The organism is Kocuria flava, assembly GCF_001482365.1.
Taxonomy (GTDB): Bacteria; Actinomycetota; Actinomycetes; order Actinomycetales; family Micrococcaceae; genus Kocuria; species Kocuria flava.
The window spans coordinates 1,769,272-1,789,081 of the sequence record NZ_CP013254.1 but is presented as its reverse complement, the minus strand read 5'-3'; the positions used below and the strand labels follow the sequence as shown (position 1 = coordinate 1,789,081).

Sequence of the window (19,810 nt, the reverse complement as noted above, 5' to 3'; positions counted from 1 at the left end):
GGGCCGGGCCCGGCGGGCCGCCCGCGGGCGAGCCCGCATGTGTCCACGATGTGGGACGGACGACTCAGCATTCGGACGGGCCGCGTAGCATGTGGGGGTTGTTCCCCACCCACCGCGAACTGTTCCGAGGTATCCCCATGTCCTCATCGGTGACCGGGGCGGACGCCGCGTCCGCCCCCTCGCTGTCCTCCGCCACCGCCGTTCCCCGCCGCCGCGTGATCATGGCGTCCCTCGTGGGCACCACGATCGAGTTCTACGACTTCTACGTCTACGCGACCGCGGCCGTGGCCGTGTTCCCCGCCCTGTTCTTCACGGGCCAGGACGAGACCGCCAAGCTGCTGGCCTCCATGGCCACCTTCGCCGCCGCGTTCGTGGCCCGCCCCATCGGCTCCGTGATCTTCGGCCACTACGGCGACCGCATCGGCCGCAAGGCGACCCTGATCGGCGCGCTGCTGACCATGGGCGTCGCCACCTTCCTCATCGGCCTGCTGCCCACCTACTACTCCATCGGCCTGTGGGCCCCGCTGATCCTCACGATCCTGCGCTTCTGCCAGGGCCTGGGCCTGGGCGGCGAGTGGTCGGGGGCCGCGCTGCTGGCCACCGAGTACGCCGAGGAGGGCAAGCGGGCCCGCGCCGCCATGTGGCCGCAGCTGGGCGCGCCGTTCGGCTTCATCCTCGCCAACGGCTTCTTCCTCGTGCTCACCCTCGTGATGGGCTTCGTGTCCGTGGCCGAGCAGGGTGCCGACCACCCCTTCCTCACCTGGGGCTGGCGCATCCCGTTCCTGGCCTCCGTGGTGATGGTCGTGCTGGGCCTGTGGGTGCGCTTCCGCCTCGAGGAGACCCCGGTCTTCCGCCAGGCGCTCGAGCAGGGCCAGAAGGTGAAGACCCCGCTGACCGAAGTCTTCCGCACCTCGTGGCTGCAGATCGTCCAGGGCACGTTCATCATGCTCGCCACCTACGTGCTCTTCTACCTGATGACCGCCTGGATCCTGTCCTACGGCATCGGCAAGCCCGAGAACGGCGGGCTGGGCATCCCCTACCGCGAGTTCCTCGTGCTCCAGCTGCTGGCCGTGCTGCTGTTCGCCGCCATGGTCCCCGTCTCCGGGCGCCTGGCCGACAAGTACGGCCGGCGCAGCTCCCAGCTCGTGATCACCGCCGCGATCCTGGGCTTCGGGCTGCTCTTCGGCACCCTGATGGACCCGGCCGCCGTGGGCACCGGCGAGGACGTCAGCCTCGTGCGCGTGCTGGTCTTCCTGGCCGTGGGCATGACCCTCATGGGCCTGACCTTCGGGTCGATGTCGGCGATCCTGCCGGAGCTGTTCCCGACCAACGTGCGCTACACCGGCTCGGGCGTGGCCTACAACGCCTCCTCGATCCTCGGCGCGGCGATCACCCCCTACGTCGCCGTCTACCTCAACGCCGAGCACGGCGTGGGCGCGGTGGGCCTCTACCTCGCCTTCGGCGCGGTGCTCACGCTCGTGGCGCTGTGGTTCTCCCCGGAGACCAAGGACGTGGACATGACCAGCGTGGGGACCCGCCGCTGACGCGTTCCCTGCCCGCGGACGAAGGGCCCCGCCGCCGATGATCACCGGCGGCGGGGCCCTTCCTCGTGGGCCGGGCGGCTCAGAGGTGGACGTGCAGGCGGCGGGCGGCCTCCGAGATCGACCCGGACAGCGAGGGGTAGATCGTGAAGGTGTCCGCGAGGTCGTCCACGTGCAGCTTGTGCGTGACCGCCATCGAGATGGGGAAGATCAGCTCGGAGGCGCGGGGGCCGACGACGACGCCGCCGATCACGGTGCCGGAGCCCTTGCGGGAGAAGATCTTCACGAAGCCGTCCTCGACCGCCATCATCTTGGCCCGCGGGTTGGTCGAGAGCTTCAGCATGATGGTGTCGGCCTGGTAGGTGCCCTCCTCGATGGCCTTCTCGCTCACGCCCACGGAGGCGATCTCCGGGGAGGTGAAGATGTTGGAGGCCACCAGGTGGGTGCGCAGCGGCTTGACGGTGTCGCCCATCAGGTGGGCCACGGCGATCCGTCCCTGCATCGCGGCGACCGAGGCCAGGGGCAGCACGCCCGTGCAGTCGCCGACCGCGTAGATCCCCGGCACCGTGGTGCGGGAGACGCCGTCGACCTTGATGTGCCCGGAGTCGGCCACGGCCACCCCGACCTCCTCGAGGCCGAGGTCCTGGGTCGCGGGGATCCCGCCGACGGCCACGAGGCAGTGGGATCCGGCGATCTTGCGGCCGTCGGCCAGCGTGACGACCACCCCGTCCCCGGAGCGCTCGACCGCCTGGGCGCGGGAGCGGGAGACGACGTTCATGCCGCGGCGCTCGAAGACGTTCTCGAGCACCACGGCGGCGTCCTCGTCCTCCCCGGGCAGCACCCGGTCGCGGGAGGAGATCAGCGTGACCTCCGCGCCCAGGCCCCGGTAGGCGGAGGCGAACTCGGCGCCGGTGACGCCCGAGCCGACCACGATCATGTGCTCGGGGACCTCGGTGAGGTGGTAGAGCTGCTTCCACGTGAAGATCCGCTCCCCGTCCGGCTTCGCCGTGGGCAGCTCCCGCGGGTAGGCGCCCACGGCCAGCAGCACGGCCTGCGCCTCGAGGGTGTACTCGAGCCCGTCCTCGGTGGTGACCTCCACCTCCGTGGGGCTCAGCAGCCGCCCGGTGCCGGCGATCACCCGCACCCCCACCCGCTCGAGGCCGCGCTTGATGTCGCGCGACTGGGTGGCGGCCAGGCGCAGCAGGCGGGTGTTGACCTTGTCGAGGTCGACCGCGAGGTCGTTGATCTCGTTGCCGTCCTTGCTGCCGCGCACGTGCACCCCGAGGTCGGCGGCCTCCGCGAAGCGGGTCATCGCGTCGGCCGAGGCGATCAGCGTCTTCGAGGGCACCACGTCCGTGAGCACCGCGGAACCGCCGAGGCCCTGCTTCTCGATGATCGTCACCTCGGCGCCGAGGCTGGCGGCGACCAGCGCGGCCTCGTAGCCGCCGGGGCCGCCGCCGATGATGACGAGCTTCTGGATGGAGAATTCGCTGTGTGCACTCACCCGGCCATTCTTGCAGGTGCCCGTCGCGGCCTGGCAACCGCGCCGCCCCGGCCCCGCAGCCCCCGTGCGGTAGCCTCGGGCGGGTGGACACCCAGCACAGCGAGCACCCGCACCGGGACCTCCGGCCCGACCGCGCCGACGACCCCGCCGCCCTGGCCCGCGAGGCCGCCGAGGCGCTGCGCCGGGCCACCGGCGTGGACACCCACGAGCTGGCCCTGACCCTCGGCTCCGGCTGGGGGCAGGCCGCGGACCTGATCGGCGAGACGGTCGCCGAGGTGCCCGCCGCCGAGATCCCCGGGTTCAGCCCGCCGGCCCTCGAGGGCCACGTCGGCACCCTGCGCTCGATCCGCACGCCCGGCGGCGCCCACGCGCTCGTGATCGGGGCGCGCACCCACTACTACGAGGGCCGCGGCGTGCGCGCGGTCGTGCACGGGGTGCGCACCGCGGCCGCCGCCGGGGCCCGCACCATGGTGCTCACCAACGGCTGCGGCGGGCTGGACCCGGCGTGGGGCCCGGGCACCCCGGTGCTGATCTCCGATCACCTCAACCTCACCGGCCGCTCCCCGCTGGAGGGCGCGACCTTCGTGGACCTCACCGACCTCTACTCCCCGCGCCTGCGCGCGCTGGCCCGCCGGATCGACCCGTCCCTGGACGAGGGCGTCTACGCCCAGTTCCCCGGCCCCCACTACGAGACCCCCGCCGAGGTCCGCATGGCCGGGATCCTCGGCGCGGACCTCGTGGGGATGTCCACCGCCCTGGAGGCGATCGCGGCCCGGCACGCCGGGATGGAGGTGCTCGGGCTGTCCCTGGTGACCAACCAGGCCGCCGGCATCTCCCCCGCCGCGCTCTCCCACGAGGAGGTCCTCGAGGCCGGCCGGGCGGCCGGCCCCCGGATCTCGGCGCTGCTGGCCCGGATCGTCGCCGCGCTCTGAGCCGGCCCGCGCCGCACCCGACGAGCACCCCGCCTGGAGGACCCGCCATGACCGACGCCCCCCGCACCGGCGAGGACCTGCTCGCCGCCGCCCGCGCCTGGGCCGCCGAGGACCCGGACCCGGCCACCCGCACCGAGCTCGAGGAGCTGGCGGACCGCGCCGGGGACGGGGACGCCGCCGCCCGGGCCGAGCTCGCCGACCGCTTCGCCGGCACCCTGGCCTTCGGCACGGCCGGGCTGCGCGCAGCCCTGGGCGCCGGGCCGATGCGGATGAACCGGGTCGTCGTGCTCCGGGCCGCGGCCGGGCTCGCCGGGCACGTCCTCGCCCTGACCCGCGGCTCCGGCGCGGACCCGGAGCGCCCGCCGCGGGCCGTGGTCGGCTACGACGCCCGGCACAACTCGGCGGTCTTCGCCCGGGACACCGCCGCGGTGCTCACCGCCGCGGGCATCGAGACGCTGGTCCTGCCCGCGCCCCTGCCCACGCCCGTGCTGGCCTGGGCGGTGCGCGCCCACGACGCCGAGGCCGGCGTGATGGTCACCGCGAGCCACAACCCGCCGGCGGACAACGGCTACAAGGTCTACCTCGGCGGGCGGGCCGTCGAGCCCGCCGCCCGCGGCTGCCAGATCGTCGCCCCGCACGACCGGGAGATCGCCGCGCGGATCGACGCCGTGGGGCCGGTCGCCTCGATCCCTCGCGCCGAGCGCGGCTGGACCGTGCTGCCGGCCGGCACCGCCCGGCGCTACCTCGACGCCGTCCTGCCCGCGGTCGCCCCCGCCGCGCCGGGCGCGCCACGCGGCCTGCGGATCGTGCACACCGCCCTGCACGGGGTCGGCGGGACGACGACGACGGAGGCGCTGCACCGGGCCGGGTTCCCCGACGTCCACCCCGTCGCCGCCCAGGCCGAGCCGGACCCGGACTTCCCCACGGTCGCCTTCCCCAACCCCGAGGAGCCCGGGGCGCTGGACCTGGCCCTCGCCGAGGCCCGCCGGGTCGGGGCCGACCTCGTGCTGGCCAACGACCCCGACGCCGACCGCGTGGCGGTGGCCGTGCCGGTGCGCCCCGCCGGGCCGGACGCACCCGCCGAGGTGGCCGCGCCGCCGGGCCCCGGAGCCGCCGGGACTCCCGCGCCGGCGACCTCCCCCGGCGCGACCGGTGCGGGCGGCGCGGCCGGAGGGCCGGACCGGGCCGGCGACGCCGCGGCGTCCGGGTCCCCCGGGGGCGCGTGGCGGGTGCTGCGCGGCGACGAGGTCGGCGCGCTGCTGGGCGCCGCCGCCGCGCGGGCGGCCGCCGGCCGGGGCGAGGACGCGGTGCTCGCCTGCTCGATCGTCTCCTCGCGCCTGCTCGGCCGGATCGCCGCCGCGGCCGGACTGGGCCACCGCGAGACGCTCACCGGCTTCAAGTGGATCGCCCGCGTGCCCGGGCTCGTCTACGGCTACGAGGAGGCCCTCGGCTACTGCGTCTCGCCGGAGGTCGTGCGGGACAAGGACGGGATCGGCGCCGCGGTGGCCGTGGCCGTGCTCGCCGACGAGCTGCGCGGGCAGGGCCGCGTCCTCCAGGACGTCCTGGACGACCTCGCGCTCACCCACGGCCTGCACGCGACCGACCAGCTCAGCGTCCGCGTGGCCGACCTCGCCCGCATCCCCGCCATGCTCGCGGCCCTGCGCGAGCACCCGCCGGCCGCGCTGGCCGGGTCGGCGGTCGCGCGGACCGAGGACCTCACCGACCCCGCGACCGGGCTGCCGCCCACCGAGGGGCTGCGGCTGCTCACCGAGGACGGCACGCGGGTCGTCGTGCGCCCCTCGGGCACCGAGCCGAAGCTCAAGTGCTATCTCGAGGTCGTCCTGCCCGTGGACGACCGGGCGCAGCTGCCCGCCGCCCGGACCGCGGCCGCGCGGCGACTGGCGGCGGTGCGCGCCGAGCTGGGCACCGCGCTGGGCCTGTAGGACACCGGCGCCGGGACGGTCCCGCGGTTCTCCCCGCGGCACCGGCGCGACGAGCGGGAGGGCGGCACCGCGCCCGTCGTCGTCGCCCGCGTCCGTGACCGGCCGGCGACGACGGGCGCGGTGCGCCCGCCGGCGCTCAGGCCCCGTCGGCGCCTGCCGGCGCTCAGGCCCCGTCGGCGCGCGCCGCCGCGGGCCCGCGGCCGATCACGGCGCGGCCCGCGGCGCGCGAGGCCGTCGCGACCGCCCGCTCGAGCGGGCCCTGGCCGAACAGGCCCCGCCACAGCAGGGCGAGCACCAGGGCCGTGGCGATCTGGGTCCAGAACCAGGCCACGGGGGCGCCGGTGTGCAGGCGCTGGGCCATGAACACCAGGTGCGCGGTGTAGAGCGTGAAGGTCATGGCCCCGGCCGCCGTGAGCGGGCGCAGGACGGCGGCCAGGGCGGGCGCGCGGGTCAGCAGGAGGAACAGGCCCAGGGCCGCGACGGCGACGCCGAGGCTGAGCGCGATGGCGAAGGGCGTGTTGGTGTGCGGGCCCGGGACGGTGAGCCACCACAGGGTCGTGGTCGGCAGCTCCGGGTCCGGGCCGTAGACGATGACCTCGTCGATCCGGTCGGTCCCGTACTGCGGGGTGGCCGCGGCGATGGCGTCGTAGCCGCCGAGGGGCCCGAGGGCCAGGGCGGAGGCGCCCCAGCCGAGCACGGCCAGCCCGGCGCCGGAGAGCATCAGGCGCACCTGCACCTCGACCTCGCGCAGGTCCATCCGCCCGATCGCGAGGCCCGTGAGCAGGAAGGCCAGCCAGGGCAGCGCGGGGTACGTGCCGGTGAGCAGCAGCTGCGGGAGCACGGCCTCGGGGTGGGCGGCGAGGGTGCGCAGGCTGGGGTTGCCGTGCACGTCGGGCGGCAGGACGTCGAGGGCGAGCTGCATGAGGAAGGGCGTGAGCAGCATCGCGGCGGCCGCGGCCGTGAGCAGGTGGCGGATGCGCAGGCCCAGGAACGGCAGGGCGAGCAGGAACAGGGTCGCGTAGTACGGGAGGATGTTGGCCACCGGGAGGGGCAGCAGGCTCAGGGACAGGCCCACGAGCCCGAGCAGCAGGGCGCGCACGGCGGTGGCGCACCGGGCGGCCGTCAGCGCCCGGCCGGTGCGCGGTGCCGGGCCGCCCGAGCCGAAGGCGAGACCGACGCCGGCGAGCAGGGCGAACAGGGCCGAGGCGTGGCCGCTGAACAGGGACCAGGACAGCGTGGCGCGCTGGGCCTCGGCGTCGTAGACGGGCAGGGTGTGCACGGCGACCATGCCCACGAGCGCGAGACCGCGCGCGGCATCGACGCCGACGAGGCGCTTGCCCCGGCGTGCCCGGGACCGGTCGCGGGGTTCGCCCGGGCGGGCCGGCGCGCTCCCCTGCGCTTCGGTGTGCGGTGCTTCGTGCTGGGCCATGTGCGGTGCCATGGTCATCGAGGTCCCCCTGCGGTTCGACGCCGTCGGTTGGCCCCCGCCCGTGCGGGCAGGACGCGACGGATCGGCGCATCGGCTGGGGGGCGGCAACCACACTACAGGGGACAGCCGTAACAGGTCACGAAAAGATCACGATTCCGTGATCAATCTCATGCATCTGAATGATGGGTAAACTCCCAGGTCAGCGCCGCTTCCGGGCCTTCTCGCCCCCTTCGGAGCGGGTCCCGCCGTCCTCGTGGATCACGAGCACGGGGCAGTGCGCGTGCGACACACAGGCGGCGCTCACGGAGCCGAGCAGGAGTCCGCGGAAGCCGCCGTGGCCGCGCCGGCCCACCACGAGCATGGCCGCGTCCTCGCTCTCCTCCACGAGGACCCGGGACGGGTGGCCGAAGACGACGGAGGTCGTGAGCCCCTCCGGGAGGTCGTCGCCGAACGCCTCCCGCACCGCCGCCTCGGCCCGCTTGCGGGTGATCTCGTCGAAGTTGTCGCTGCCGATCGGCACGTAGCCCGCGTACTCGGGCGGGTACTCCCACGCCCCGACCGCCCGGATCCGCGCACCCAGGACGGGTGCCATCCGCGCCGCCCAGCGCAGGGCCTCGACGGAGCCCTCGGACCCGTCGACCCCCACCACGATGCCCGCCGCTGCCTCGTTCGCCATGGTCCGGACCTCCCGCGCTCGTTTCCTGCCGGTCGTGTGCGATCAGTATCACAGCACGGGCGGCGGGCGGCCAGGCCCCCCTTCGGGCGCCACGGCTCCACCCGTGGGCACACCCGGGCGTTCCCGTCCGGAAATTGTGGGGGCAAAACCTCCTCCGGTGTTGCGTGCGTCACATTTCCCCGCTGTAGTTGGGGAATGCAGATCGCGCACACACTCCCCATGACCACCGTCACCGAGGAGGTGGGCTGGCTCGCCGCGGTGGACGAGGCCGTCAACTCGGCCTTCGCCCCCGTCACCGAGGTCTTCTCCAGCATCGTCTTCTTCCCGATCACCATCGGCGACCTGAGCTTCCCCGCCGTCGTGGCCTGGCTGATCGCCGCCGGCGTCGTCTTCACCGTCTACTTCGGCTTCATCCAGTTCCGCGGGCTGAAGGTCGGCTACGAAGTGGTCCGCGGTCGCTTCTCCGCCAAGGACGACCCCGGCGAGGTCCCCCACTTCCAGGCGCTCACCTCCGCCCTGTCGGGCACCGTGGGGCTGGGCAACATCGCCGGCGTCGGCGCCGCCATGGCCCTCGGCGGGCCCGGGGCCACGTTCTGGATGATCTGCGCCGGGCTGCTCGGCATGGCCACGAAGTTCGCCGAGTGCACCCTCGGCGTGAAGTACCGCGACGTCCACGAGGACGGCACGGTCAGCGGCGGGCCCTTCAAGTACCTTCCCATCGCCTTCGGCCGCTTCGGCCGGTGGCCCGCCAAGATCCTCACGGGCGTCTTCGCGGTGGCCATCCTGTTCTTCGGCTCCGCCGGCGGCAACATGTTCCAGGCCAACCAGACCTTCGCCCAGGTGCAGAACGTCACCGGCGGAGCGGACGGTTTCCTGGGCAGCGCCACGGCGGCCTTCGTGTTCGGCCTGGTCCTCGCGGCCCTCGTGGGCGCGGTGATCATCGGCGGGATCCGCTCGATCGGGGCGACGACCAGCCGGCTCGTGCCGGCCATGGGCGTCGTCTACGTCACCGCCTGCCTCGTGGTCATCCTCGTCAACCTCGACCACGTCCCGGCGGCGTTCGCCTCGATCGTGGACGGCGCCTTCTCGCCCGAGGGCGTGGCCGGCGGCGTCATCGGCGTGATGATCGTCGGGTTCCAGCGCGCGGCGTTCTCCAACGAGGCCGGCCTCGGCTCGGCCCCCATCGCCCACTCCGCGGTGAAGACCCGCCGGCCCGTCAGCGAGGGCTTCGTGGCGCTGTTCGAGCCGTTCGTGGACACCGTGGTCATCTGCACGATGACCGCCCTGACCATCATCATCGCCGGCGCCCCCAGCTTCGGGGCGGGCATGGCCCAGGTCCAGGCCGGGGAGGGCACCCCCGACGGCGTCATCCTCACCTCCGACGCCTTCGCCACCGTCATCCCGTGGTTCCCGGTGATCCTCGCGATCGCCGTGGTCCTGTTCGCGTTCTCGACCCTGGTCACCTGGTTCTACTACGGGCTCAAGGCCTGGGAGTACCTCTTCGGCCGCTCCCGCACCAGCGGGATGGTCTTCCGGATCGTCTACCTCTTCTTCACCGTCGCCGGCTGCGTGCTGACCTTCAGCGAGGTCATCGCGTTCTCGGACGCGGCACTGTTCGTCTGCGCCTTCGTCAACCTGCTCGGCGTCTACCTGCTGCTGCCCGTGATCAAGCGGGAGATGAAGGAGTACCTCGCCGACCGCCGCAGCGGGAAGCTCTACCGCCTCGGCGTCGAGCCCGAGGAGGCCGCCGCCGGCCGGCCGTCCTGACCGGATCCGGCACGGCGGTCCCCGGCCCACCGGCCCGGTCCCCTGCCCGCCGGCCAGCGGGCCCGATCCCGGCACTGCGGTCTCCGGTCGTCCGGCCACAGGCCATCCGCCACCGGCAACCCTGCGGCAAGGCCCCGGCGACGCCGAGTCGCCGGGGCCTTCCCGCGTCCGGGTCCGGGGCTAGAGCTCGCCGTCGAGGACGTCCTCGAGGATCCCGGCGTAGGGCAGGCCGAAGTGGTCGATGCCGCGGCGCACCTCCAGGCTGGTGTCCTCGAAGCCGATCCAGCGGGTGTACCAGCGGTAGCCGTCGCGCGCCGCCGAGAGGGCGTCGAACGTCGCGGCCGGGTCGGAGCCGTCGTCGAGGCGGCCCACGTCCCAGTGCAGCCGCAGGTCCTTGAGCTGCGCCGCCGTGGGCTCCGTGGCGGGATCGGAGTTCGGGCGCTGTCCGCCGCCCATCATCACGGCCCCGCCGCCGGGGAGCAGGTCGGCGTGGTCGGCCAGCAGCTCCTGGCTGATGAACTGGGCCCCGCCGGAGTAGCCGGTGAACCACGTCCGCTCCGGGTCGAGGGGGTAGTCGGCGCGCAGGCGCTGCTCGACCAGGGCACGGAACCACTCGCCGTTGCGCCCGCGCTCCTCCCACCACGTGACCTCGGGGTCGTCGTGGTCGGGGGTCTGCAGGACCACGAGCAGCATGTTGCGCTCGCGGGCGACCTCGGCCATGCAGGAGACGGCGTACTCGGGGTGGTCGTACTCGAAGCCGCCGTCGCCGTGGAAGTGGTAGACCACCCCGACCGGCCGCTCCGGGTCCACGCCGTCGGCGAGCACGTGGTAGCCGCTGGCGATCCCCTCGTGCTCGAACTCCAGCCCGAAGCGGTCGCGCCACTGCTCGCCGGGGCCGAACAGGTCGACCCCGAACAGCCCGCCGCTGTGCGGGACGTCCGGGCCGCGCACCGGCGCCTCGACCCCCTCCAGGCCCCAGGTCCCGCACGCGACGGTCTCGGCGGCCCCGTCGTCGTCCGCCCCGGGCGTCCCGCCCGGACGGCCCACGAGCAGGGCCACGGCGGTCAGGACGAGCAGGAGCAGCACGAGCCCGAGGGCGGTGGCCACCGGACGGCGGGGGGCCGCGCGCAGGCGCCGGCCGGGGCGGGAGCGCGGCGGGCGCTGCGCGGGAGGGGTGTCGGCTCTCACGCGCCCATCCTAGTGAGCGGCGGCCCCGTTCCCGGGCGGCAGGCCGACCAGCACGCGCCCGTCGGCCACGCGCACCGGGTGCACCGGCAGCACCGGGCCCGGGCCGCTCAGGCACCGGCCGTCGGCCAGGTCGTAGACCTCCTTGTGCAGCGGGGAGGCCACGGTCACGGCCCCGCCGCGGGAGCCCAGGATGCCGCGGGCGAGCACGCACGCCCCCGTGCGGGGGTCGCGGTGGTCGGCGGCGAGCACGGTCGTGGCGTCGAGCCGCCACAGCGCGACCTGGCGGCCGCCCACCCGGGCGGCCTCCCCCCACAGGGGCTCGAGGTCCGCGAGGGCGCACACGTCGTACCAGGAGCGCTCGGCCGCGGGCTGACCCGCGGGACCGGACGCGGGTCCGGTCGTGGTCCCTCGGCGGTGCGCGGTGGCGGGGCCGGGCGCGGTGGCGAGGCCGGGTGCGGTGGCGGGGCCGGGGTGGGTCAGCGTCACGGGGTCCTCCTGCGGGTCGGGGTGTCGGACCCGACGCTAGGCGCGGCGGGTTTCGCCCGTGCGCCGCACCCGTTGCTCCCGCGTTCCGGTCCGCTCACGGACGCCGTCCCCGGCCGTGAGCGGACCGCAAACCCGCCGGAACCACCGGGCAACGGCGGGGCAATCCCGGGCTCCTACGGTCGGGGGGAGCACCCAGCCCGTCCGTCCCGGAGGTCCCCGTGAGCCGCTCCCCCTTCTCCGCCCGCAGCCCGCAGCACGTCGTCGTCGTGGGCGGTGGTCCCGCCGCCCACCGCTTCGCGGAGGCGGCCCTGGCCGCCGAGGACCACCACGTGCGCCTGACCGTGCTCGCCGACGAGCCGTGGGTGCCCTACGACCGCGTGCAGCTCTCGGCGGCGCTGACCGGGCCCGCGGGGTCCGTGGACCTCACCCTCGGCGGGGGCACCGTGTGGGCGGACCCGCGCGTGGACCTGCGCCTGGGCACCCGCGCCGAGGCCCTGGACCCGGCCGCCCGCACGGTCACGACCGCCGCCGGCGAGGTGCTGGGCTACGACGAGCTCGTGCTCGCGACCGGTTCCGCCGCCGCCCGCCTCGACGTCCCCGGTGCCCACCACGCCCTCGTCCTCCGCACCCTCGACGACGTCGCGGCGATCCGCGCCGAGGTCGGGCGGCTGCGCGCCCTGCACGGGCGGCCCCCGCGCGGGGCCGTGATCGGCGGCGGGCTGCTCGGTCTCGAGGCCGCCGGCGGGCTGCAGGAGCTCGGTGCCGCGGCCACCGTGGTGCACTCCCGCCGCTGGCTGATGAACACCCAGCTCGACGAGGGCGCCGGACGGGCCCTCAACGCGCTGATCTCCGCGCGCGGGGTGGACCTGCGCCTGGGCGAGCGGCCCACCGGGATCGGGCTGCGCCGGTCCGACGGCGAGGTGTGCGCCGTCGAGTTCCGCGACGGCCCCGACCTCGAGGCGGACCTGGTGATCGTGGCCACCGGCATCCGGGCCCGGGACCGGCTGGCCTACAACGCCGGGATCGAGACCGCCCCGCGCGGCGGCGTGGTGATCGACGAGGCGTGCCGGACCTCCGCGGAGCACGTCTGGGCGATCGGCGAGGTCGCCTCCTGGAACGGGGAGTGCCTGGGCCTCGTTGCCCCGGCCAACGCCATGGCCGAGATCGTCGCCGACCGCCTCGCCGGCGGGCGCGCCGGGATCGGCGGCTTCGACACCGCCACGAAGCTCAAGCTCGCCGGGGTGGACGTCGCCTCCTTCGGCGACGCCCACGCCGCCACCCCCGAGTGCCTGGAGGTCGTCTACGCCGATCCCGCCCGCGGGATGTACCAGAAGCTCGTGGTCACCCAGGACGCGAAGACCCTGCTGGGCGGGGTGTTCGTGGGCGACGCCGAGCCGTACAACGCGCTGCGCCCGCTGCTGGGCCGGGAGCTGCCCGGCGAGCCCGGCGCCTACCTCTCCGCCTCGGGCGGCGAGGCCCCCGCCGGGGAGCTGCCCGACGACGCCGTCCTGTGCTCCTGCAACAACGTCACGACCGGGGCGGTGCGCGAGCAGATCGCCTGCGGGGTGCACGAGCTCGGCGAGCTCAAGGCCTGCTCCCGCGCCGGCACCCAGTGCGGCTCCTGCGTGGGGATGCTCAAGAAGACCCTGGACCTCGAGCTCGCCAAGGCCGGGGTGGAGGTCTCCACCGCCCTGTGCGAGCACTTCGAGCTCTCCCGGCCCGAGCTCTTCGAGGCCGTGCGCGCCCTCGACCTCGGCTCCTGGGACGAGGTCCTCGCCCGCTTCGGCACGGGCCTGGGCTGCGACGTCTGCAAGCCCGTGGTCGCCTCCGTCCTGGCCTCCCAGCGCGACGAGTACGTGCTCGACGCCGGGCGCGGGGCCCTGCAGGACACCAACGACCGGGCGCTGGCGAACATGCAGAAGGACGGCACCTACTCCGTGGTCCCCCGCGTGCCCGGCGGGGAGATCACCCCGGAGAAGCTCATCGTCCTGGGCGAGGTCGCACGGAGGTACGGGCTCTACACCAAGATCACCGGCGCCCTGCGCGTGGACATGTTCGGCGCCCGCCTCGAGCAGCTGCCCGAGATCTGGCGCGAGCTCGTCGACGCCGGCTTCGAGTCCGGCCAGGCCTACGGCAAGGCGCTGCGCAACGTGAAGTCCTGCGTGGGCTCCACCTGGTGCCGCTACGGGGTGCAGGACTCCACCGGGATGGCCGTGCGGCTGGAGCTGCGCTACCGGGGGCTGCGCTCCCCGCACAAGTTCAAGATGGGTGTCTCCGGGTGCGCCCGCGAGTGCGCCGAGGCCCGCGGCAAGGACGTCGGGATCATCTCCACCACCGACGGCTGGAACCTCTACACCGGCGGCAACGGCGGGGCCACCCCCGCCCACGCCCAGCTGCTCGCCCAGGGCCTCGACGACGAGACCCTGGTCCGGTACGTCGACCGCTACCTGATGTACTACATCCGCACCGCGGACCGCCTCCAGCGCACCGCCCGATGGCAGGAGGAGCTGGACGGCGGCATCGAGCACGTGCGCGCCGTCGTCGTCGAGGACTCCCTGGGGATCGGGGCGGAGCTCGAGGAGGCGATGGCCCGTCACGTCGAGCGCTACGAGGACGAGTGGGCCGCGACGCTGAAGGACCCCGAGCGGCTGCGCCGGTTCCGCTCCTTCGTCAACGACGCCGCCCCCGACGACTCCCAGGCCTACGTGCTCGAGCGCGGCCAGCGCCGCCCCGCCACCGCCGCCGAGCGCGAGCGCCCCGCGGTGCTCGTGGCCGGGCCGGTGCTGCCGGTGCGGGAGGGCGCCCGCCGCCCCGCCGAACTGTGAGCCGCCGGACACGGCCGGGAAACACTGCCGACACAGGCCGTTCCTACGCTCGGGGCATGTCCTCCCCCCAGAGCCCCGGCGCCCCCGACGAGCCCGGCGAGCTGACCGGCTTCCGCGTGGGCGTCACCGCCCACCGCCGTGCCGCCGACTTCATCGCCGCCCTCGAGCGCCGCGGCGCCCAGGTGCTGCACGCGCCCGCGCTGCGGATCTCGCCCGTCGCCGAGGACACCCGCGTGGTCGAGGACACCCGGGCGCTGCTCGCCCACCGCCCCGAGGTGGTCGTGGTGACCACCGCCTACGGGCTGCGCCGCTGGTTCGAGGCCGCCGACGCCGCCGGGCTCGGCGAGGACCTGCGCGAGGCGTTCCGCCGGGCCCGCGTGCTCGCCCGCGGCGCCAAGGCCCGCGGCCAGGTGCTCTCCCTCGAGCTCGACGACGCCGAGGTCGCCGAGGACGAGCGGACCTCCTCGGTGGTGGACCGGCTGCTCGCCGAGGGCGTGGCCGGGCGGCGGGTCGCCGTGCAGCTGCACGGGCTCACCGACGAGCTGCAGCTGGAGCGGCTCGTGGCCGCCGGCGCCCGCGTGGACACGGTGGCCCCCTACCGGTGGCTGAGCGCCGACGACGGCGAGCGCCTGCCCGCCCTGATCCGCGAGGTCTGCGCGCGGCGGCTCGACGTGCTGACGTTCACGGCGGCACCGGCCGTCGACGCCCTGTTCAGCACCGCGCAGGAGCTGGGCCGGCTCGAGGAGCTCGTGGACGCGCTGCGCAGCGGGGTCACCGCCGCGGCGGTCGGCCCGGTGTGCGCCGGCCCGCTGCGGGAGGCCGGGATCGAGCCGGTCGTCCCGGAGCGCTACCGGCTCGGCGCCCTCGTCCGCTCGGTCTGCACCCACGTGGCCGCGGAGCGCACGCTGCGGGCCCCGACCCGCTTCGGCCCGCTCGAGGTGCGCGGCACCGGCGCGGTGCTGGACGGGCGGTTCCTCGCCCTGCCCGACGGCCAGGTCGCCGTGCTGCGCGCCCTGGCCCGCGTCCCCGGCACGGTGGTCCCCCGCAGCGCGCTGCTGGCCGGCGCCGAGAGCGGCCACGCGCTGGAGATGACCGTGTCGCGGCTGCGCCGGGCGCTGCCGGTCCCCCTGGTGGAGACGGTCATCAAGCGCGGCTACCGCCTGGCGGTCTGACCGGCCCCGCCGAGTCCCCACTCCCGCGCCGAGTCCCCACCCGCAACACCCCTGCGCGCCGACTCCCCCACCCAGCAGCACCCCCGCGCGCCGACTCCCCCACCCAGCAGCACCCCCGCGCGCCGACTCCCCCACCCCGCAGCACCTCCGCCGCCGAGTCCCCTCGGAAGCGGCGACTCCCCCGTTGCCCGACGGGGGAAACGACGGCCCCGAGGGGACTCGGTGAAGAGTTGGGGACTCGGCGAGGGGTTGGGGACTCGCTGCGAGTTGGTGAGCGATCGGACGGAGAGCCGGTGCGCAGGGCGTGCGGGTCCGGGCGTCGCGGCGGGCCCGGACCCGGCAGACGGGATCAGGCCGGGACGCGCGCCGCGTGCTCCTCCACCAGGCGGCGGACCCTGTCGGTGCAGCCGCCGCAGCCGGTCGCGGCGCGCGTGGTGCGGCGGACGGCGTCGAGGGAGTCGGCGCCGTCGTCGACCGCCCGGACGATGCGGGCGGCGCTGACCCCGGCGCACGAGCACACCGTGGCCTCGGGGCCGGGCGCGGCGGGGGCCGGGGCGTCGACGCCGTCGAGGCGCAGCAGCATCCCCGGGTCGGCCGGCACGGGGGTGCCGCGCTCGTGCAGCAGTCCGACCTCGGCCGCGGCACGGGGCAGCCCGAGCGCGACGTAGCCGGCGAGGGTCCGGTCGGCGCGCAGCACGAGCTTGAGGTAGCTGCCGGCCCCGCCGTCGGCCCACTGCACGACCGACCCGCCGTCCGGACCGGCCTGCCAGGGCTCGCCGGACACCGTCCCGGCGCAGGCCAGCTCGACGGCCCGGGCCTTCAGCCGCACCGCCGGCTCCGGGCCCTGCACGAGCGGCTCGACCACGGCGGTGCCGCCCCCGGCGACGGCCCGCAGCTCGGCCCGGAAGCGTGCGGCGAGCCACTCCGCCTGCCGCCAGCCCGGGCCGATCAGCCCGGAGGGACCGGCGCCGGCGCGCCCGGGGCACACGGTGCAGGAGGGATCGCGGCACAGCACCTCGGCGCAGTCGCCGAGGGCGAAGACCCGCTGCTCGACGTCGGCCTGCAGCTCGTGGTCGACGAGCACCCCGCGGGCGGTGCGCAGCCCGGCGCCCTCGGCGAGCTCGGTGCGGGCGCGCACGCCGACCGACAGCAGCAGCAGCTCCCCCGGCAGGGTCCGGCCGTCCTCGAGGGCGAGGCCGGTGAAGGCCCCGGCGTCGTCGAGCAGGACCTCGCGGGCCTGGGCGGAGGAGACGACCTCGACGCCCGCTCCGGCCAGGGCGCGCTCGAGCAGGGCGCCGCCGGCGGCGTCGAGCGAGCGGGTCATCGGCCAGGGCCCGTGGTGGACCACGTGCACGGGGCAGCCGGCCTCGGCCGCGGCGAGCGCCGCCTCGAGGCCGAGCACCCCGCCGCCGAGCACGACCACGCGCCCGCGGCGGGCCACGACGGCGCGCACCGCGGCGGCGTCGGCGAGGTCGCGCAGCGCCGTGACGCCGGCGGGCAGGTGGGAGTAGGCGGCCGGGTCCGGGTTGAGCCCGCGCAGCACGGGCAGGTTGGGGCGGGCCCCGGTCGCCAGCACGAGCCGGTCCCAGGCGAGCTCGCGCTCCGCGCCCGCTCCGTCGCGCAGGCTCAGCACGCGCCGGGCGCGGTCGAGGCGCACCACGGTCGTCCCCAGCAGCACCTCCACGCCCGCCGCCGCCAGGGCGGACGGGTCCGAGAGCGCCATCGCGTCCCGGGCGGTGCGGCCCACGGCGTGCTCGCCGACGAGCACCCGGTTGTAGGCGGGCTCGGCCTCGGCCCCGACCACGGTGATCCGCAGCGCGCCCTCGGCCACGAGGTCGGCGGCGTCCTCGACGAAGCGCGCGGCCACCGGCCCGTAGCCGACGACGACGACGTGCTCTCCCGCCCGCAGCGGTGCCGCCGCCGAGCGTGCTCCCCGGCGCGGGCGGGCCGAAGCGGCGGTCGAGGGGTGCACGGGAATCATGGGCGGGCCTCCTGGGCGTCGGGGACGAGGACGGCGCCGGCGGCCGGACCCGTGACCGCAGCGGCGGCCGAGGGGTGCACGGGGATCACGGGCGGACCGTCCGGGGGCGGGCCGGCACGGTGCACCGCGCACGGGGGCGGGGCGTGCCGTGCCGGGTCGGGGACGTCATCGGCGGGCTTCCGGGACGTCGGGCACGGGGACCGGCCCGTCCGGGGCGGAGCGGCGGCGGGGAGTGCCGGCGGGGCGGCCGGCGTCGTCGTCGGGGGCGAGCGGGCGGAGGGTCACGGCGGTGGCCTTGAACTCGGGCATCGCCGAGGAGGGGTCCACGGCGGTGGTCCCGGTGAGCCGGTTGGCGCACTGGTCCCCGGCGAAGTGGAAGGGCAGGAAGACGGTGTCGGGCCGGACGTCGGTGCTCAGCTGCGCCCGGGCCACGGCGGTGCCGGCGGGGGCGGTCAGCTCGACCGGGGCGCCGTCGTCGATGCCGAGCCCGGCGGCGGTGGCGGGGTGGATCTGCAGGCGGGCCTCGGGGCGGTCCGACCGCAGCGAGGCCGTGCGGCGGGTCTGGGTGCCGGACTGGTAGTGCTCGAGCCACCGGCCGGTGGTCAGGGTCAGCGTGCCCGGCCGGTGGAGGGCCGGGCGCCGGTGGGCGGGCGGGCCGGGGTCCGCGGCACGGCCGGCGGCGCGGGGGCGGACGGGCACGAGCACGGCGCGCCCGTCGTCGTGGCCGAAGCGGTCGAGGAGGACCCGCGGGGTGCCGGTGCCGCCGGCGGGGTGCGGCCAGTAGCAGGGCGCCCCGGAGTCCAGCAGCTCGTCGGTGATCCCGGAGTAGTCGGCGCGCCCGCCGGCGGAGGCCCGGCGCAGCTCGTCGCGCACCACCGCCGGGTCGGGGTCGAAGGTGCCGGGGGCGCCGAGCCGGCGGGCGAGCTCGGCCATGATCCACAGCTCGTCGCGGGCCCCCGGCGGCGGGTCCACGGCCCGGCGCCGGCGCAGCACCCGGCCCTCGAGGCTGGTCATGGTGCCCTCCTCCTCGGCCCACTGCAGCACGGGCAGCACGAGGTCGGCGTGCTCGGCGGTCTCGGAGCGGAAGAAGTCGGCGACCACGAGGAAGTCGAGGGCTCGCAGCCCCCGCTCGACGGCCCCGGCGTCCGGGGCGCCGACGACCGGGTTGGAGCCGTTGACCCACAGGCACCGGACCCCGCCCTCGGTGCCCAGCCCGCGCAGCAGCTCGACGGCCGGCACCCCGGGCCCGGGCAGGTCCTCCGGGGCCACACCCCAGACCGCGGCGACGTGGGCGCGGGCGGCCGGGTCGGCGATCGAGCGGTAGCCGGGCAGCTGGTCGGCCTTCTGCCCGTGCTCGCGCCCGCCCTGGCCGTTGCCCTGCCCGGTGAGCGTCCCGTACCCGGAGCCGGTGCGGCCGGGCAGGCCCAGCAGCAGGGCGAGGTTGATCGCGGCGGTCGCGGTGTCCGTGCCGTCGACGTGCTGCTCGACCCCGCGGCCGGTGAGCACGTAGGTGCCCTCCCGGCGCCGGGCCAGCAGGTGCGCGGCCCGCCGCAGCCGCTCCGCCGGCACCCCGGTGACCTGCTCGACCCGCTCGGGCCACCACGCGGCGAGCCCGGGCAGCAGCGTCTCGAGGCCGCGGGTGCGGCGGGCCAGGTAGCCGCGGTCCGCCAGCCCGTCGTGGACGACCACGTGGGCCAGGCCCAGCAGCAGCACGAGGTCCGTGCCGGGCACCGGCTGCAGGTGCACGCCCCCGCCCTCCTCCGTCAGCCGCACGGTCGCCGTGCGGCGGGGGTCGACGACGACGAGCCCGCCCTCCGCCCGCGCCCGCTCCAGGTGGCGCACGAACGGCGGCATCGTCTCGGCCGGGTTCGACCCGAGCAGCAGCACGGCCCGGGCGTCGTCGAGGTCGGTGACCGGGAACGGCAGCCCGCGGTCCAGGCCCAGGGAGCGGTTGGCCGCGGCGGCCGCCGAGGACATGCAGAACCGGCCGTTGTAGTCGATCCGGGAGGTGCCCAGCGCGACCCGGGCGAACTTGCCCAGCTGGTAGGCCTTCTCGTTGGTCAGCGACCCGCCGCCGAAGATCCCGACGGCTTCGGGGCCGTGGGCCGCCCGCGCCGCCCGGAACTCGTGGGCCATCCGGTCCAGGGCCGTTGCCCACGGGACCTCCGCGAGCTCCCCGTCCGGGCCGCGCAGCAGCGGTGCGGTGAGCCGCTCCGGGTGGCCCAGCAGCTCCGCGGAGGTCCAGCCCTTCCGGCACAGCCCGCCGCGGTTGGTCGGGAAGTCGCGGCCGGCGACCCGGGGGGTTCCGGGACCGGCCGGGTCCAGCGTCATCGCGCACTGCAGGGCGCAGTAGGGGCAGTGGGTCG

General features: G+C 76.1%; 13 protein-coding genes. 6 read left to right on the top strand and 7 right to left on the bottom strand.

Features of this window, described 5'->3' with window-relative positions:
- Positions 1–137 precede the first annotated feature (137 nt).
- A complete protein-coding gene (locus tag AS188_RS07965) occupies positions 138–1,544 on the top strand; it encodes an MFS transporter (protein WP_058858407.1) in 1,407 nt (468 codons plus the stop codon).
- 79 nt (positions 1,545–1,623) lie between these two features.
- Here the strand turns inward: AS188_RS07965 and AS188_RS07960 are convergent, their stop codons facing one another.
- Positions 1,624–3,045: an NAD(P)H-quinone dehydrogenase gene (locus AS188_RS07960; RefSeq protein WP_058858406.1), complete on the bottom strand. Its 1,422-nt coding sequence runs from the start codon at positions 3,043–3,045 to the stop codon at positions 1,624–1,626.
- A gap of 83 nt (positions 3,046–3,128) precedes the next feature.
- On the opposite strand from AS188_RS07960, the gene AS188_RS07955 reads away from it, so the two are divergent.
- Entirely contained in the window at positions 3,129–3,977 is an 849-nt protein-coding gene (locus AS188_RS07955) for a purine-nucleoside phosphorylase (protein WP_058858405.1), read from the top strand.
- Between the two features lie 47 nt (positions 3,978–4,024).
- Positions 4,025–5,920 (top strand): phospho-sugar mutase, encoded by a 1,896-nt coding sequence (locus tag AS188_RS07950; RefSeq protein ID WP_058858404.1) that lies wholly within the window; start codon positions 4,025–4,027, stop codon positions 5,918–5,920.
- A 163-nt stretch (positions 5,921–6,083) separates the two neighbouring features.
- Here the strand turns inward: AS188_RS07950 and AS188_RS07945 are convergent, their stop codons facing one another.
- Complete coding sequence (locus tag AS188_RS07945; protein ID WP_058858403.1) at positions 6,084–7,349, bottom strand: heparan-alpha-glucosaminide N-acetyltransferase domain-containing protein; 1,266 nt, start codon at positions 7,347–7,349, stop codon at positions 6,084–6,086.
- Positions 7,350–7,548: 199 nt separating this feature from the next.
- On the bottom strand, positions 7,549–8,025 hold the full coding sequence (locus AS188_RS07940; protein ID WP_058858402.1) for a universal stress protein: 477 nt from the start codon (positions 8,023–8,025) through the stop codon (positions 7,549–7,551).
- Positions 8,026–8,244: 219 nt separating this feature from the next.
- Here AS188_RS07940 and AS188_RS07935 point away from each other — a divergent pair, with 219 nt between their 5' ends.
- Positions 8,245–9,792 carry an alanine/glycine:cation symporter family protein gene (locus tag AS188_RS07935; protein WP_236944932.1) on the top strand — a complete coding sequence of 516 codons (1,548 nt, stop codon included), beginning with the start codon at positions 8,245–8,247 and terminating at the stop codon, positions 9,790–9,792.
- A gap of 180 nt (positions 9,793–9,972) precedes the next feature.
- Here the strand turns inward: AS188_RS07935 and AS188_RS07930 are convergent, their stop codons facing one another.
- Positions 9,973–10,980 (bottom strand): alpha/beta hydrolase family protein, encoded by a 1,008-nt coding sequence (locus AS188_RS07930; RefSeq protein WP_058858400.1) that lies wholly within the window; start codon positions 10,978–10,980, stop codon positions 9,973–9,975.
- 9 nt (positions 10,981–10,989) lie between these two features.
- On the bottom strand, positions 10,990–11,466 hold the full coding sequence (gene nirD / locus AS188_RS07925) for a nitrite reductase small subunit NirD (protein WP_373865623.1): 477 nt from the start codon (positions 11,464–11,466) through the stop codon (positions 10,990–10,992).
- Positions 11,467–11,684: 218 nt separating this feature from the next.
- Between nirD and nirB the strand changes: the two genes are divergently transcribed.
- Together nirB and AS188_RS07915 are read left to right on the top strand one after the other, a co-directional pair.
- On the top strand, positions 11,685–14,291 hold the full coding sequence (nirB, locus tag AS188_RS07920) for a nitrite reductase large subunit NirB (protein WP_058858399.1): 2,607 nt from the start codon (positions 11,685–11,687) through the stop codon (positions 14,289–14,291).
- 56 nt (positions 14,292–14,347) lie between these two features.
- Positions 14,348–15,463: a uroporphyrinogen-III synthase gene (locus AS188_RS07915; protein WP_058858398.1), complete on the top strand. Its 1,116-nt coding sequence runs from the start codon at positions 14,348–14,350 to the stop codon at positions 15,461–15,463.
- Between the two features lie 349 nt (positions 15,464–15,812).
- On the opposite strand, the gene AS188_RS07910 is transcribed toward AS188_RS07915, so the two are convergent.
- Both AS188_RS07910 and AS188_RS07905 read right to left on the bottom strand, forming a co-directional pair.
- Complete coding sequence (locus AS188_RS07910) at positions 15,813–17,444, bottom strand: FAD-dependent oxidoreductase (RefSeq protein ID WP_083529336.1); 1,632 nt, start codon at positions 17,442–17,444, stop codon at positions 15,813–15,815.
- A 165-nt stretch (positions 17,445–17,609) separates the two neighbouring features.
- Positions 17,610–19,775, bottom strand: a complete 2,166-nt coding sequence (locus AS188_RS07905; protein WP_083529567.1) for a molybdopterin oxidoreductase family protein — start codon at positions 19,773–19,775, stop codon at positions 17,610–17,612.
- Positions 19,776–19,810: the final 35 nt, after the last annotated feature.

Excerpts from the sequence above, each read along its gene's own strand:
- AS188_RS07965 (WP_058858407.1), top strand. The coding sequence starts at position 138 with ATGTCCTCATCGGTGACCGGGGCGGACGCCGCGTCCGCCCCCTCGCTG.
- AS188_RS07950 (WP_058858404.1), top strand. The coding sequence starts at position 4,025 with ATGACCGACGCCCCCCGCACCGGCGAGGACCTGCTCGCCGCCGCCCGC.
- AS188_RS07945 (WP_058858403.1), bottom strand. The coding sequence starts at position 7,349 with ATGGCCCAGCACGAAGCACCGCACACCGAAGCGCAGGGGAGCGCGCCG.
- AS188_RS07940 (WP_058858402.1), bottom strand. The coding sequence starts at position 8,025 with ATGGCGAACGAGGCAGCGGCGGGCATCGTGGTGGGGGTCGACGGGTCC.
- AS188_RS07935 (WP_236944932.1), top strand. The coding sequence starts at position 8,245 with ATGACCACCGTCACCGAGGAGGTGGGCTGGCTCGCCGCGGTGGACGAG.
- AS188_RS07915 (WP_058858398.1), top strand. The coding sequence starts at position 14,348 with ATGTCCTCCCCCCAGAGCCCCGGCGCCCCCGACGAGCCCGGCGAGCTG.
- AS188_RS07910 (WP_083529336.1), bottom strand. The coding sequence starts at position 17,444 with ATGATTCCCGTGCACCCCTCGACCGCCGCTTCGGCCCGCCCGCGCCGG.
- AS188_RS07905 (WP_083529567.1), bottom strand. The coding sequence starts at position 19,775 with ATGACGCTGGACCCGGCCGGTCCCGGAACCCCCCGGGTCGCCGGCCGC.